Source organism: Reyranella soli (genome assembly GCF_007992495.1).
Classification (GTDB): domain Bacteria; phylum Pseudomonadota; class Alphaproteobacteria; order Reyranellales; family Reyranellaceae; genus Reyranella; species Reyranella soli.
The window spans coordinates 121,642-136,435 of the sequence record NZ_BKAJ01000038.1; the positions used below are offsets into that span (position 1 = coordinate 121,642).

Consider the following 14,794-nt stretch of genomic DNA (forward strand, 5'->3'; position numbering starts at 1 on the left):
CATGAAGGACTATCCCCTGAAGCAGCGTACGATCGGTCACGTCCTTGCCGACAAGGCGGCGAGGCTGGGCGATCGGACCTGGCTGATCCATGGCGCGGATCGCTATGGCTACGCCCAGGCTCACGATCTTTCCAACCGCTATGCCAACGGCTTTCGCGCGCTCGGCATCGCCAAGGGCGACCATGTCGCAGTCATGTTGCCCAACTGCCCAGAATTCATCTGGACCATCTGGGGGTTGGCCAAGCTCGGCGCCGTGGCCGTGCCGCTGAACACCGCAGCGCGCGGCGAACTCCTGCGCTATTTCATCACCCAGTCCGACTCCGTGGTGGCGGTCGTGGCGGCAGAATGGGCGCCACGCGTGGCTGAGGCTCTGACCGGGGAGCACAAGGTGCGCACGTTCGTTGCCCTGGGCAACGGCGCGCCACTGGCCGGGCTCGGCCGCCCGGTGGCCGATCTCGCGGCCTTCGCATCGGCTTCCGCAGAGGAGCCCGATCGCGACGCGGTGCTCGCCAGCGATCCGCAATACATCATGTACACGTCCGGCACGACCGGACCGTCGAAGGGCGTGATCAGCCCGCATTCGCAGGCGCACGGCGTCGGCCGTTCGCTGACGCAGAACTTCGGCTACCGGCCGGATGACGTCCTCTACACCTGCCTGCCGCTCTTCCACGGCAACGCCCTCTGGTATTCCTGCTATGCCGCCCTGTGGGCCGACGCGGCGCTCGCGATCTCTCCGCGTTTCACGGCCACCGGGTTCTGGGACGAGATCCGCGCCACCGGCGCCACGCAATTCAATTCGCTGGGCGCCATGACCAACATTCTGCTGCGGGCGCCGGCGTCGCCGCGTGACCGCGAGCATCGCGTGCGCCAGGCAATGATCGTTCCGTTGTCGCCGCAGACCTATCGCGAGGTCTCTGATCGCTTTGGCGTGCAGGTCACCTCGCTCTACGCCATGACCGAGACGTTCGCCGTGACCATGTTCACGCCGGACGACCCGGAGGCCAAAGGCGCTTCGGCCGGCCGGCCGCGCGGCCTGGCGGAGCTGCAGATCGTGAGCGACGAGGACGAGCCGCTGCCGATCGGTCAGGTGGGCGAGATCTGCGTACGGCCGCTCGAGCGCGGCATCGTGATGTCGGGCTATTACAAGATGGCCGAGGCCACGGTCCGTGACACGCGGGACCTCTGGCTGCATACCGGTGATCGCGGCTGGCTCGATGAGCAGGGCTACCTCTTCTTCGTCGATCGCAAGAAGGAGGCGATCCGCCGCCGCGGCGAGAACATCTCGGCCTACGAGGTCGAGATGCTGATCTCCCGGCATCCGGCCGTGATGGAGGTCGCGGCCGTGCCCGTCACCTCCGAGCTCAGCGAAGACGAGGTGATGGTCTACGTCGTCTGTCGCGACGGACACAGCATCACCGAGGAAGAGTTGGTCCGCTTCGCCAACCGGCACATGGCGCATTTCATGGTGCCTCGCTTCGTGCGTTTCATCGACGCGCTGCCGAAGACGCCGAGCGAGAAGATCGAAAAATACAAGCTCAAGGTCTGGGCCGAGCAGAATCGCCAGGCACTGTGGGACCGCGAGGTGGTCGGGCTGAAGCTCGAGCGGTGATCACGTTCAATGGGGCAAGAGAGGAAGAGGAGACATCCATGAAGGACAAATTTGCCGAACCGGTGCTGTCGCGGCGCGCCGTCCTGCTGGCAGCGGGAGCTACGGCCGTGGCCACGGTAGCGGCGCGTGCCGAGGAGCCGCCCGTGAAGGTCGGCATGAGTGGGCCGTTTTCGGGCGGCCTGTCGTTGCTCGGCCAGGGCGTGCGCGACGGCGTCGAGGTGGCCTTTGCCGAGATCAACGCGCAGGGCGGCGTCGGGGGCCGCAAGCTGGTGTTCATCGCCGAGGACGATGCCTACGAGCCGATGCGCACCATCGCCGCCGCGCGCAAGCTTGTGGAGCAGGACAAGGTCGCGGCGCTGCTCGCCGTCACCGGCACGGCGCCGTCGGCGGCGCTGCTTCCCTTCGTGACGGAGAGCAAGACGCCATTGCTCTTTCCCTATGCGTTCTCGCATTCGCTGACGACGCCGGTGAAGCGCGACGTCTTCACCACGCTGCCGGAAGTGCGCGTGCAGATGCGCGTGCTCGCCAACTACATCCTGAAGACGTTGAAGCAGACCAAGGTGGCGGCGATCTACCAAAACGACGATTTCGGCCAGGATGCGGTGGCCGGTCTCGAAGAGCGTTTCGGCCGCGACAAGATCCCGCTGGTCAAGCTGCCGTTCGACCGCGGCACGACGAACTTCAGCGGCGTTGTGGCTCAGGCCAAGGCCGCTGGTGTGGAGCACATCGTCTTCCTCGGCATTCCCAAGGACGCCGCGCTGGTCATGCGCGAAGCCAACAATCTCGGCTGGAAGCCGCAGTTCAGCGGCCACAATGCGCTCGGCGACCCACAGACCTTCCAACTCGCGGGACCGCTCGCCGAGGGCGCCCTGGCCGTGGCGGTGATGGAGCCGCTCGATTCGGACAAGCCGGCCGTCAAGGCCTTCATCGAGGCGCAGAAAAAGTACAAGTCCAGCACGAAGCCCACGACCTACAGCATGCACGGCTACCAGTCGGGCAAGCTGCTCGCTGAAGTGCTGAAGCGCTCGGGCGGCAAGTCCGACGAGCCGTCGCTCGTCGCTGCTCTCGAGGGCATGAAGGGCTACGACACCGGCCTGATGGCGCCAATCACTTTCTCGCCCCAGCAGCATGCCGGCGCGCTCGCGGGCGCGATCATGAAGGCCGAAGGTGGGAAGTGGAAGCTCATCACAGGCTGGCTCGAGGCCGACTGAGCGGACCGCGGCGATGCGTGCCGTGATCGCGGAAAGGACCGGCCCCCCGTCGGTCCTGCGCGTCGCCGAGGTGGCGGCGCGCGAACCGGGCCCTCGCGAGGTCCGGATCGCGGTTGCCGCCTGCGGCGTGTGCTTCCACGACGTCGTGGTGCGCAACGGCACCTTCCGGCGCGGCGTCGAGATGCCGGTGATCCTCGGCCACGAGGTCGCCGGCACCATCGACCGCCTGGGATCGGAAGTGACGGGCCTGCGTGTCGGCGACCTGGTGGCCACCACGATCCACAGCCATGTCTGCGGCCATTGCCGGCATTGTCGCCGCGGCCGCGAGAACTCCTGCCCCGAGCGCGTCTTCCTGGGTGATGCCGGGCTGAACGGCGGCTACGCCGAGCTGGTTTGCGTCGATGCCGACGCGGCGCTGCCGGTGCCGGCCGGAGTCACGGCGGACGAGGCGGCCATCGTCGCCTGCACCATCGGGACGGAACTGAACGCCGTGCGCGACGTCGGCCAGGTCCGGCTGGGCGAGCGCGTGCTGGTGACGGGAGCGGGCGGGGGACTCGGCCTGCACGGCGTGCAGCTTGCGCGTTTGGCCGGCGCGTTCACCATCGCGGTCACGACGAACGCGGGCAAGGCGGCGCGCATTCGCGAGGCTGGCGCCGACGAGGTCGTGGTCTTCGGCAGGGGAGAGGATTTCTCGGCCGAGATCCGTCGGCTCACCGGGGGGAAGGGCGTCGATGTCGTGATCGACAACGTCGGAAGCCCGGTCTTCGAGGCGGTCCGCCGCAGCGCTGCCTACGACGCGCGCATCGTGCTCGTGGGCCAGCTCACCGGCGACTTCGTGACGTTCAATCCCGCCCAGCTTTTCCTGCGCAATGTCTCGATCCTGAGTGCCAAGGGCGTGTCACGGTCGCAGCTCGAAGACGCTTTGGAACTCGTGGCGCGGAAGCGCATAAAGCCCGTCGTCGAGCGTGCCTACCGGCTTGAGGAAGCCGCCTTGGCGCATGGCATGGTCGAAGCGGGCCTTGCGACGGGCCGCTTGCTGCTCAAGCCGGCGCTCTAGAAATTCTCGACCCAGAAGGGAAGCAGCCCATGTCCTCGACACACGACACAACGGCCGGCGCTGGTCAGGCGGTCTCGCTCGCCTGGCCCGACCCGGATATCGCTCTCGCCACCATGGTTCGCGAGCGGGAGATGAATACGCTAAGCCTGGAGCTTCTGGACGAGCTCGGTGCGTCACTGACGGCCAGCGTCGCCGGCGGCGCGCGGGCTTTGATCGTCACCGGCCAGGGCCGTGCCTTCTGTGCCGGCGCCCATCTGCGCTATTTCACCCAGCCTGACCCGCGTATCGGTAGCGGTGCCTTCGCCCTTCGCGACAAGTATCTGCAGCGCATCGCCGAGCTGTTCGATAGCATCGAAACCCTGCCCATTCCGGTGATCGCGGCGATCAACGGCTTCGCTCTGGGCGGCGGCTGCGAGATGTCGCTGGCCTGCGACCTGCGCGTCATGGCGGACAACACGAAGATCGGGGTGCCGGAGACCCGGATCGGCGCCCTGGCCGGCGCTGGCGGTGTCCAGAAGCTTCATCGCTTCGTTGGGCGCGGCAAGGCGCTCGAATGGGTCATGCTCGGCAGCCACGTGACCGCGCAGGAGGCGTTCACCCATGGCCTCGTCACGTCGGTGCACGCGTCGGCCGACTTGCTGCCCGCGGCGATGGAACTCGCCAAGCGCTTCAGGACACTCGGTCCGCGTGCGGTTGCCCAGTCGAAGGCCGCGGTGCGGCTTTGCGGCGATGCCGATCTCACGACCGCCCGCAGCGTGGGCCTGGAGGCGCTGGCCATGCTGATCGATGGCGAAGAGTGGCGGGAGGGCATGAGCGCCTTCATGGAGAAGCGCCCGCCACGTTTTCCGCCGCTTTGACGAGACCGGCGATCGATTGGCGACGTGAGGCGCCAAGTATGTGATATTTCCGCCGACCCGGCCGGGACGATACCGGCCCATGGGTTAGCAGAGATCAACCATGCAGATGCCGCCGCTCGATCCCGCCATTCTTGCCCGCCGCTCCGAGATCGTGGCGGCCCTGCGGGCCCTCGTGCCGGGCGAGGGCGTGATCGACGACCTCGAGGGCATGCGGCCCTACGAGTGCGACGCGCTGTCGGCCTATCGCCAGATGCCGCTGGTCGTGGTCCTGCCCGAGACGGTGGCCCAGGTCTCGGCCATCCTGCGCTACTGCCAGGACAACAAGGTCAAGGTCGTGCCGCGCGGCGCCGGCACCTCGCTGTCGGGCGGCTCCATGCCGGTGGGCGATGCGATCCTGCTGGGCCTGGGCAAGTTCAACCGGGTGCTGGAGATCGACTACGCCAACCGCTGCGCCCGCGTGCAGCCCGGCGTCACCAATCTCGGGATCTCCAAGGCGGTCGAGCACGAAGGCTTCTATTACGCGCCCGACCCCAGCTCGCAGATCGCCTGCTCGATCGGCGGCAACGTGGCGGAGAATTCGGGCGGCGTGCACTGCCTGAAATACGGCCTCACCACGAACAACCTGCTAGGCATCGAAATGGTGCTGATGACCGGCGAGGTCGTGCGGCTGGGCGGCAAGCATCTCGATTCCGAAGGCTACGACCTCTTGGGCCTGATGACCGGGTCCGAGGGCCTTCTGGGCGTCGTCACCGAGGTGACGGTCCGCCTGCTGCGCAAGCCATCGACCGCGCGCGCCGTCCTCCTGGGCTTCCCGACCGAAGCGGGTGCGGCCGACTGTGTCGCCGCCGTCATCGCCTCCGGCATCATCCCCGGCGGCATGGAGATGATGGACAAGGACGCCGTGAAGTGCGCCGAGGCCTATGTCGGCGCGGGCTATCCCATGGACGCCGAGGGCCTGCTGATCGTCGAGCTCGACGGCCCGGCGGTCGAGGTCGACTACCTGGTCGAGCGTGTCAGCGGGATTGCACGCGACCGCGGCGCCACCACGGTGCGCGTCAGCCACGACGAGCAGGAGCGTGTGCTGTTCTGGGCCGGCCGCAAGGCCGCGTTCCCTGCCGTCGGCCAGATCTCGCCCGACTACATGTGCCTCGATGGCTCGGTGCCGCGCGGCCGACTGGTCGAGGTGCTGGCCGAGATGCGCCAGATGTCCAAGAAGCACGGCCTGCGCGTCGTCAACGTCTTTCATGCCGGCGACGGCAACCTGCACCCGCTGATCCTGTTCGACGCCAACGATCCTGGCGAGCTCAAGCGCGCGGAAGAATTCGGCGCCGACATACTGCGCCTCTGCGTGCGGGTGGGCGGCGTGCTGACCGGTGAGCACGGCGTCGGCATTGAGAAGCGCGACCTGATGGGCGAGCAGTTCACCGAGATCGACCTCGACCAGCAGATGCGCGTGAAGTGCGCCTTCGATCCCGATCACCTGCTCAATCCCGGCAAGGTGTTCCCCAAGCTCAGGCGCTGCGCCGAGCTCGGCCGCCTGGTGGTGCACCAGAACAAGATTCCGTTCCCCGATATCCCGCGGTTCTGACGCATGGCCGGCACGATCAAGCCGCGCGATGCAAAGGAGCTGCGGCAGGCGGTTGAATGGGCACTGAATGACGGCGTGACGCTCGACGTGCGCGGCCAGGGCAGCAAGCTCGCGCTCGGCAAGCCGATGATCTGCGACCAGGTGCTCGACGTTTCCGGCATCTCTGGCATCGTCGACTACGCCCCTGAGGAATTGGTCGTCACTCTGCGCGCCGGCACGCCCATACGCGAGGTCGAGGCGCTGCTGGCCCAACGCAACCAAATGCTGGCCTTCGAGCCGCCCGACCTCGGCCCGCTACTCGGCCGGGAAACAGGGCAGGGCACCTTGGTCGGCGCGGTGATGGGCAACCTCGCCGGTCCGCGCCGCCTGTCGGCCGGCGCGGCGCGCGATCACTTGCTGGGCTTCAGCGGCGTCAACGGCCGCGGCGAGGCCTTCAAGTCGGGCGGCAAGGTGATGAAGAATGTCACTGGCTATGACCTTTCCAAGCTCCTGGCCGGCTCGTGGGGCACGCTCGCCGTGCTCGACGAGGTGTCGGTGAAGGTGCTGCCCGCACCCGACCAGACGCGCACGCTGCTGCTGCATGGCCTCTCCGATGAGGCGGCCGTGAAGGCGATGTGCGCCGCCATGGGCAGCCCGTACGAGGTCTCCGGCGCCGCTTGCATCAAAGACAGGACGGCCTTGCGCCTCGAAGGCGTGGCGCCGTCGGTCGAAGCGCGCTTGAAGGGCCTGCGCGATCTCCTGGCAGCAACGGGCGCACCGATGGAGGAACTCGGTACTCTCGAAAGCCGCACCTTCTGGCGCGACGTGCGCGACGTGGCACCACTGTCGAGCGCACGAGACACCGTCGTGTGGAAAATCTCCTGCCCGCCGACCGAAGGTCCTGCCATCGTCGCGCGCATCAAGGCGCAGCGGCCATCCGTCGAAGCCTTCTACGACTGGTCGGGCGGGCTGATCTGGCTCGCCTTGCCGTCGAATGCCGATGCCGATCAAGCGATTGTGCGCGGTGCTCTCGGGTCGACCGGCGGACATGCCACCCTGATCCGAGGGACGGATGGGGTGCGGGCGAGAATACCCGTGTTCCAGCCACAGCCGGCAGCGTTGGCCGCGTTGGCGTCGCGTGTGAAGGAGAGCTTCGATCCAAAGGGACTCTTCAATCCGGGGCGCATGGGCTAGCGATGCAGACCAACTTCACCCTGGCCCAGCTCGCTGATCCGGAGACCGCGCGTAGCGAGCACATCCTGCGCAAGTGCGTGCATTGCGGGTTCTGCACGGCGACCTGCCCGACCTTCGTGCTGCTGGGCGACGAGCGCGACAGTCCGCGGGGGCGCATCTACTTCATCAAGTCGATGCTGGAAGGCGATCGCGCGCCGACGGCGTCGGAGGTCAAGCACGTCGATCGCTGCCTGTCGTGCCTCAGTTGCATGACGACCTGTCCGTCGGGCGTGCACTACATGCACCTCGTCGATCACGGCCGGCATCACATCGAGGAGCGTTTTAAGCGTCCCTTGCCGGATCGGCTGATGCGCGGCCTGCTGGCCTGGCTGATGCCGCGGCCGGCGTTGTTCCGCTGGACCATGATGCTGGGTCGGCTTGCCAAGCCGCTGGCCACGATGCTGCCGGCCGGCAGCGCCGACCCCGGAGGTGCGACGTTCCTGCATCGCCTGCGGGCGATGCTCGAGGCCGTGCCCGACCGGCTGGCTGGACCCTCGCCGGTCGACCGGCCGCAGACGTTTCCGGCGCTCGGCCTGCGCCGCAAGCGCGTGGCGCTGATGCCGGGCTGCGGCCAGCAGGTGCTGGCGCCCGAGGTCAACGAGGCGACGGTGCGGCTCCTGACCCGGCACGACATCGAGGTGGTGAACGTCGCAGGCTCGGGCTGCTGCGGCTCGTCAGTGCTGCATGTCGGCCGCAACGACGAGGCGATGGCGCTGGCCAGGCGCAACATCGCGGCCTGGATGCGCGAGATCGACGGCGCAGGCCTCGATGCCATCGTCATCAATGCCTCAGGCTGCGGCACCACCGTCAAGGACTATGGCGCAATGTTCGCCAACGATCCCGAGTGGAGGGAGCGGGCCGAGCAGGTGGCGCGGCTGGCCAAGGACGTGAGCGAGGTCATGCTCGAGATCGGTCTCGCGAACGTGACCGCGCGGCCGCTCACCGTGGCCTATCATTCGGCCTGTTCCATGCAGCACGGCCAGAAGGTGATCGAACAGCCCAAGAAACTCCTGCGCGATGCCGGGTTCGTCGTGAAGGACGTGCCCGAGGGCCATCTCTGCTGTGGCTGGGCCGGCACCTACCAGGTGCTGCAGCCCGAGCTGTCGCGCCGCCTGCGCGACCGCAAGGTCGCCAATATCGAGAGCCTCGGGCCCGATGTCATCGCCGCGGGCAACTTCGGCTGCATCGGCAACATCGCCTCAGGGACAGGCATCCCGATCGCGCACACGGTCGAGCTGCTCGACTGGGCGACGGGCGGGCCGAAGCCTGCTGCGCTGCAGTAGGATCAGGATGACCCTTCTTCGCACTTGCCTTGCTGCGTTGCTCGGCGTGATGCTGGGGGCCAACGCGCTGGCGCAGAACGCCGGGAGCAACACCATGCTCGACACCTTGTTTGCCAAGCTACAGACGGCGACCGATCCCGTGGCGATCCAGTCGCTGGAGACGGCGATCTGGGAGCAGTGGGTCATGGTGCCGGAGGGCCCGCCCCGCGAGCTCATGCTGCGCGGCATCGCCGAGATGCAGCAGCACCAGCTCAAGCAGTCGGTCGACACCTTCAGCAAGCTGATCGAGATCGCGCCGGAGCTCTCCGAGGCCTGGAACAAGCGGGCGACCGCCTACTGGCTGCTTGGCAACTTCCCGGCTTCGCTGTCGGACATCTGCGAGACGGTCAAGCGCGAGCCGCGCCATTTCGGCGCCTATTCGGGTCTCGGCATGATCCGCGCGGAAATGGGCGAGCATTCGCGCGCCGTCGCGGCCTTCGAACTGGCCAAGAAGTACAATCCGCACATCGTGGGAATCGATGGCGAGATCGAGCGCCTGAAGGCGATGGGCGGCGACACGCCGGCCGATCCGCTGGGCTGCTCGCAGCGCACGGCGGGCCGCTGACGCACGTACTTGCCGCGCGGCAGGCGGGCGGGCAGACTCCTGGCCAAGTTACAACCTCAAGGATGGATCAATGGCCACGTTGTATGTCGGCGGTCGCGTATTCGACGGTGAGAAGGTTCTGGACGGGCAGGCGGTGCTTGAAGAGGACGGCAAGGTCAAGCGCATCGCGCCTGCAGCTGAGTTCACCGGCTTCTCTGGCGACAAGGTCGACACCACCAGCGGCACGCTGATCCCGGGCATCATCGACTGCCATGTCCATTCGCTGAGCGGCGCCGAGGGCAACCCGGGCGCGGTGCAGGACCGCATGACCGCCGCGCAGATCGCGGTGCGCGGCATGGAGCTGATGCGCAACACGCTCGAGGGCGGCATCACCGCCGTGCGCGACTGCGGCGGCAAGGACTATATCGAGTTCGCCATTCGCGACGCCTACAACAGCGGCCGCTTCCTCGGGCCGACCATGCGTTGCGCCGGCCGCATGATCTGCATGACCGGCGGCCACGGCAACCGCACCGGCCGCGTCGCCGACGGCGTCGAGGAGGTGGTAAAGGCGGTGCGTGAGCAGGTCCATGCCGGCTCCGACCTGATCAAGATCATGGCGACCGGCGGCGTGATGACCCCGGGCGTGAACCCCGAGGACGCGCATTATTCGGCCGAAGAGATGAAAGCCGGCATCAGCGAGGCCCATCGGTTCCACAAGTGTTGCGCCAGCCACGCCCAGGGCGCGCTCGGCATCCTGAACGCCGTGCGCGGTGGCATCGATTCGATCGAGCACGGCATCTTCATGACCGAGGAGTGCATCACCGAGATGAAGGAGCACGGCGTGTGGCTGGTGCCGACGCTGGCCGCGGTGAAGAACATCCTGAAGGGCTATGACGACGGCGACCGCTCGATCCCCGACTATGTGATCGAGAAGGCGCGCCGCGTGTTCGACCGCCACATCGCCTCGATCAAGATGTTCTACAAGGCCGGCGGCCGCATCGCCATGGGCACCGACGCCGGCACGCCGCACAACCGCCACGGCGAGAATGCGCGCGAGCTGGAATATATGTGCGAGATCGGCATCACGACCCGCGATTCGCTGTTCTTCTCGACGGCCAGCGCGGCCGACCTGATGCGGCTCGCCGACCAGGGCCGCATCAAGGAGGGCAACAGCGCCGACTTCGTGCTGTGCGACGGCGATGTCCTGGCCGACATCAAGCGCGCCGCGCGCAAGGAGAACCATCGCATGGTGGTGAAGCGCGGCATCGTCGCCCGCGACAACCGTGCCGCCTTCGTGCGCCAGGCCGCGCGGGTCGCCGCCGAGTAGCTGACCAAGCGTCCGACGGCCCTGAAAGCGGCGCGTGGAAGAGATCTTCCTGATCCTGGTAGGGATCGCCTGGGCCGTCGGCACGCCGATCATCGCCATCGTGGCGCTGGTGCGCACGGGACGCCTGCGTGACCAGAATGAGCGACTGACCGCCGATCTTGCGCGGCTGAAGCGGCAGATGGCGGAGACGCCTCTGCCGCCGCCGTTCGTCGATCAGCCAGCGACCGAGGCCGTCGCGCCGCCGTCCGAACCACTGCCGGAGGCGGCGCCAGGCCCGCTGCCAGATCCGCTTCCCGGGCCGGTGGCCGAACCGCCACCGGCGCCGCCCTTCGAGCCGGAGCCGACGCCTTTGCCTCCGCCGATGCCTGTGGCGGCGCCGGCGCAGGTCGGCTGGGAGCAGCGGCTCGGTGCACGCGCCTTCGTCTGGGTCGGCGCGGTCACGCTGGCGTTGGCGGCCGTGTTCCTCGTGCGCTATTCGATCGAGGAAGGCTATCTGTCGCCCGAGGTCCGCGTCATCCTGGCGGCGCTGTTCGGTTTCGCCCTGATCGGCGTCGCCGAGCGCGTGCGCAGCCGCGACGACCGTGTTGCCCAGGCGCTGGCGGCAGCGGGCGTCGCCGCGCTCTACGGCGCGCTGTTCTCGGCGGTAGCGCTCTACGACATGATCTCCAAGGTCGCGGCCGGCGGCGGGGCCGCGGCGCTGACGGGCTTCGCGATTGGCGTCTCGCTGCGCCACGGCATCTTCGTGGCCGGGCTCGCCTTCGTCGGCGGCTTCGCGAGCCCCGCCATCATCGGCAGCGAGACGCCCAACACGCCGGTGCTGTTCGGCTACCTGCTGGCGATCGCGGCCGGCACGCTGGCCGTGATCCACCTGCGCGGCTGGTGGCCGCTGGGCTGGGGCGTGCTGGTCGGCTCGGCGCTCTGGACGCTGCTCTGGATGCAGTCGCTGGCCGGCGGCATCCACTGGGTCGGTCTCTTCCTGGTGGCGGTGGCAGGGCTCTTCGTCTGGGCGACGTGGCGGCGGCTGCAGGAAAGCGACAATCCGACGGACGACGTCGCGCTCATGGTCTGGCTGTCGCTCGGTGTGACCGGCGCGTTGATCGTTGCCCTCATCATCCAGGATAATGGCCGGCAGGCGGCGGGTTGGCTCGCCCTGGCGGCGCATGGCCTCGGACTTTTCGTGCTGGCGCGATGGACGCCACGCTTCCAGTACGTCGCTGCCCTGGCGCCGGTCCTGTCGATCGTGGCGCTCGCGGCGTGGTGGGCAGACTCGGCGGCCCCGGGGGCGGGCCTGGATGACGAGCGCTTTGCCTGGCGCGCCGCCTCGTTCGGCGGCTTCTATGCCGCCGTCGCTTTTGCGCTGCTGTGGAATGCGGCCCGGCCAGGCTTCTGGGCGGCCCTCGCCGTCGCGGCGGCGCTTGCCCATTTCATGCTCTGCTGGTTCGTGTTGCGCAGCACCGCCGTCGGCACGCCGTGGGGCCTGATCAGCATCGCCCTTGCGCTGCCGTTCCTGGTCGGCGCCGAGCGGCTGGCGCGCTGGCGCGACAGCATGCCGGGCGCCACCGAGGCGCTGGGCTACTGCGCGGCCGGCGTCGCCTTCTTCATCGCCATCGCGATCGCCCTGGAACTGCGCCGCGAATGGATCACGGTGGCCTATGCCGTCGAGTTCGCCGCTGTCGCCGGCATCGCCGCCCATCTCGGCCTTCATGCCATGCGCCGCCTGTGCTGGCTGCTGCTCGCCGCCGTGGTCGTGCGCTTCGTGCTCAATCCCGAGGTGCTGAAATACCCGCTCGGCGTGACGCCGATCTTCAACTGGATCCTGTGGGGCTATGGTCTGGCGATTGCGGCCTTCGTCGTCGGCCTGCGCTTCCTGAGGCCCACTGGCGATGAGCCGCTGGTGCGCGCGACCGAAGCGGCGATCGCTCTGCTCGTCTTCGTGCTGCTCACGCTGCAGGTCCGCAGCATCTTCCGCCACGACGCGATGATGGCCCCCGATGCGCGGTTCATGGAGCGCGCGTTCTATGTCCTCGTCTGGGGCGCCTTCGCGCTCGCCGCCCTCTGGTTGGCGCGCACGCGCCGCGATGTCGTGGCCCTATGGGCATGGCGCGTGAGCGGCGGGCTCGCCGTGGCACTGGCAGTGGTCGTGCAGGTGCTGGTCGCCAACCCGATCTTCGACAGGGCCGATGTCGGCCGCCTGCCGATCGCCAACGGCCTGTTTCTGGCCTATGCGCTGCCCGCCGTTATGGCGGCGGTGGCGCGACGCTGGATCGATGTCGAGCCCAGCCGCAACGCGGCTCTGCTTGCCGAAGCGGCTGCCTCGATCCTGGCCTTCGCCTACGTCTCCTTCGAGGTCCGCCACCTCTTCGATCCCGGCTTCGAACGCCGTGGCCTCGGTGCGTCCGGCCTGGAGCTCTACGTCTATTCGGCGGTGTGGCTGCTGTTCGGCGTGGCCTTGCTGGCGCTGGGCTTCCTGCGCAGCGCCGCGGCGCTGCGGCACGCCGGCATGGCGCTGGTCTGCATCGTCGTCGCCAAGGTCTTCCTGGTCGACATGGCGGGCCTGCAGGGCCTGCTGCGCGTCTTTTCGTTCCTCGGCCTTGGCGCGGCCCTGGTCGGGCTGGGCTATGCCTATCGTCGCTTTGGATTCAGGTAGCATGTTTCCGGAAACCGCCATCTCGCTCGATGCCCTGCGTGCGTTGCAGCTCGAACGCCTGCGCTCAGCGGTTCACCATGCCTACGACAACCAGGCGCCGTACCGCGCCAAGTGCGTGGCAGCAGGCGTCCATCCCGAGGACCTGCGGCGGCTCGAGGATCTGCGGCGCTTCCCTTTCACCGCGAAGGCCGACCTGCGCGACGCCTATCCCTTCGGCATGTTCGCCATCCCCCGTGAGAAGTGCGTGCGCATCCATGCCTCGAGCGGCACGACGGGACGGCCGACCGTCGTCGGCTACTCGGCGCGCGACATCGATCTATGGGCCGACCTGATGGCGCGCTCGCTCTACGCAGGCGGCGCGCGGCCGGGCGACATCATCCACAACGCCTACGGCTACGGCCTGTTCACCGGCGGGCTGGGCGCCCACTACGGCGCCGAGCGGCTGGGCTGCACGGTGGTGCCGATGTCGGGCGGCTTTGGCGAGCGGCAGGTCCAACTCATCCGCGAGTTCGGCGCCCGCGTGGTGCTGATGACGCCCTCCTACATGCTGGCAATTGCCGACGAGTTCGAGCGCCAGGGCATCGATCCGCGTGACACTGCGATGCGCGTGGGCATCTTCGGCGCCGAGCCATGGACCGAGGGCATGCGCGCCGAGATCGAGCGCCGGCTCGGCATCGACGCCGTCGACATCTATGGCTTGAGCGAAGTGATGGGGCCGGGCGTTGCCTGCGAGTTCATCGAGAGCAAGGACGGACCGACCATCTGGGAGGATCACTTCTATCCGGAGATCGTCGACCCAGAGACCGGCGATCCGATGCCCGACGGCGAGCCCGGCGAGCTGGTCTTCACCTCGCTGACCAAGGAGGCGATGCCGGTCATCCGCTATCGCACCCGCGATCTTACCCGCCTGTTGCCGGGTACGGTCACGACCATGCGGCGCATGGCCAAGATCACCGGCCGCAGCGACGACATGATGATCGTGCGCGGCGTGAACCTGTTCCCGAGCCAGGTCGAGGAGCAGATCCTGCGCGACCCGGTCCTGACCGGGCACTACGTCATCGAGCTCTCGCGCAGCGGCGCGTTGGACGATCTTCTCGTCCGGGTCGAGGCGCGGATGGTGCTGGAAGGCGAGGCCGCCCAGCGCTCACAGGCGGGACTCGTTCAGCGGCTGAAGGGAATGTGTGGCCTCAGTGCCACAGTGGAAGTCGCTGTGCCCGGTGCGGTCGAGCGCTCGATGGGCAAGGCGCGGCGGGTGATCGACCGGCGCTAGCTAGTAGCTCTGCACAGGGATTTTGACGGCAAGGTGCTGTATGTGGCGGCGCGCGCAGCCGCCTCTCGGCTTTGCCGCCGGGAGCATGCACTGTCGGCGCGTCGATCGCGAATTTCTGCATTTTCTGCCAATTTTTGCAGGCTGGCCGAC

General features: G+C 68.0%; 11 protein-coding genes. All 11 read left to right on the forward strand.

Annotated elements, in window-relative coordinates; all coding sequences use genetic code 11:
• Window position 1 precedes the first annotated feature (1 nt).
• The 11 genes from RSO01_RS13575 to paaK all read left to right on the forward strand — a co-directional run bounded on the left by RSO01_RS13575 (window position 2) and on the right by paaK (window position 14,644).
• Window positions 2-1,609, forward strand: a complete 1,608-nt coding sequence (locus RSO01_RS13575) for an AMP-binding protein (protein ID WP_147149633.1) — start codon at window positions 2-4, stop codon at window positions 1,607-1,609.
• Window positions 1,610-1,647: 38 nt separating this feature from the next.
• On the forward strand, window positions 1,648-2,820 hold the full coding sequence (locus RSO01_RS13580) for an ABC transporter substrate-binding protein (protein ID WP_147149634.1): 1,173 nt from the start codon (window positions 1,648-1,650) through the stop codon (window positions 2,818-2,820).
• A 13-nt stretch (window positions 2,821-2,833) separates the two neighbouring features.
• Complete coding sequence (locus RSO01_RS13585) at window positions 2,834-3,877, forward strand: alcohol dehydrogenase catalytic domain-containing protein (protein ID WP_147149635.1); 1,044 nt, start codon at window positions 2,834-2,836, stop codon at window positions 3,875-3,877.
• A gap of 29 nt (window positions 3,878-3,906) precedes the next feature.
• A complete protein-coding gene (locus RSO01_RS13590) occupies window positions 3,907-4,734 on the forward strand; it encodes an enoyl-CoA hydratase/isomerase family protein (protein ID WP_147149636.1) in 828 nt (275 codons plus the stop codon).
• 100 nt (window positions 4,735-4,834) lie between these two features.
• On the forward strand, window positions 4,835-6,322 hold the full coding sequence (locus RSO01_RS13595; RefSeq protein WP_147149637.1) for an FAD-linked oxidase C-terminal domain-containing protein: 1,488 nt from the start codon (window positions 4,835-4,837) through the stop codon (window positions 6,320-6,322).
• A 3-nt stretch (window positions 6,323-6,325) separates the two neighbouring features.
• Window positions 6,326-7,495: a glycolate oxidase subunit GlcE gene (gene glcE, locus RSO01_RS13600; RefSeq protein ID WP_147149638.1), complete on the forward strand. Its 1,170-nt coding sequence runs from the start codon at window positions 6,326-6,328 to the stop codon at window positions 7,493-7,495.
• A gap of 2 nt (window positions 7,496-7,497) precedes the next feature.
• Window positions 7,498-8,817, forward strand: coding sequence for a heterodisulfide reductase-related iron-sulfur binding cluster (locus RSO01_RS13605; protein WP_147149639.1), 1,320 nt, complete (start codon window positions 7,498-7,500; stop codon window positions 8,815-8,817).
• A 7-nt stretch (window positions 8,818-8,824) separates the two neighbouring features.
• Window positions 8,825-9,421 carry a tetratricopeptide repeat protein gene (locus RSO01_RS13610; RefSeq protein ID WP_147149640.1) on the forward strand — a complete coding sequence of 199 codons (597 nt, stop codon included), beginning with the start codon at window positions 8,825-8,827 and terminating at the stop codon, window positions 9,419-9,421.
• A gap of 70 nt (window positions 9,422-9,491) precedes the next feature.
• Window positions 9,492-10,727: a metal-dependent hydrolase family protein gene (locus tag RSO01_RS13615; protein WP_147149641.1), complete on the forward strand. Its 1,236-nt coding sequence runs from the start codon at window positions 9,492-9,494 to the stop codon at window positions 10,725-10,727.
• Window positions 10,728-10,761: 34 nt separating this feature from the next.
• On the forward strand, window positions 10,762-13,374 hold the full coding sequence (locus RSO01_RS13620; protein WP_147149642.1) for a DUF2339 domain-containing protein: 2,613 nt from the start codon (window positions 10,762-10,764) through the stop codon (window positions 13,372-13,374).
• Window position 13,375: 1 nt separating this feature from the next.
• Window positions 13,376-14,644 (forward strand): phenylacetate--CoA ligase PaaK, encoded by a 1,269-nt coding sequence (gene paaK, locus RSO01_RS13625; protein WP_246158383.1) that lies wholly within the window; start codon window positions 13,376-13,378, stop codon window positions 14,642-14,644.
• The last annotated feature ends 150 nt before the right edge of the window (window positions 14,645-14,794 follow it).

Excerpts from the sequence above, each read along its gene's own strand:
- RSO01_RS13575 (WP_147149633.1), top strand. The coding sequence starts at position 2 with ATGAAGGACTATCCCCTGAAGCAGCGTACGATCGGTCACGTCCTTGCC.
- RSO01_RS13580 (WP_147149634.1), top strand. The coding sequence starts at position 1,648 with ATGAAGGACAAATTTGCCGAACCGGTGCTGTCGCGGCGCGCCGTCCTG.
- RSO01_RS13585 (WP_147149635.1), top strand. The coding sequence starts at position 2,834 with ATGCGTGCCGTGATCGCGGAAAGGACCGGCCCCCCGTCGGTCCTGCGC.
- RSO01_RS13590 (WP_147149636.1), top strand. The coding sequence starts at position 3,907 with ATGTCCTCGACACACGACACAACGGCCGGCGCTGGTCAGGCGGTCTCG.
- RSO01_RS13595 (WP_147149637.1), top strand. The coding sequence starts at position 4,835 with ATGCAGATGCCGCCGCTCGATCCCGCCATTCTTGCCCGCCGCTCCGAG.
- glcE (WP_147149638.1), top strand. The coding sequence starts at position 6,326 with ATGGCCGGCACGATCAAGCCGCGCGATGCAAAGGAGCTGCGGCAGGCG.
- RSO01_RS13605 (WP_147149639.1), top strand. The coding sequence starts at position 7,498 with ATGCAGACCAACTTCACCCTGGCCCAGCTCGCTGATCCGGAGACCGCG.
- RSO01_RS13610 (WP_147149640.1), top strand. The coding sequence starts at position 8,825 with ATGACCCTTCTTCGCACTTGCCTTGCTGCGTTGCTCGGCGTGATGCTG.
- RSO01_RS13615 (WP_147149641.1), top strand. The coding sequence starts at position 9,492 with ATGGCCACGTTGTATGTCGGCGGTCGCGTATTCGACGGTGAGAAGGTT.
- paaK (WP_246158383.1), top strand. The coding sequence starts at position 13,376 with ATGTTTCCGGAAACCGCCATCTCGCTCGATGCCCTGCGTGCGTTGCAG.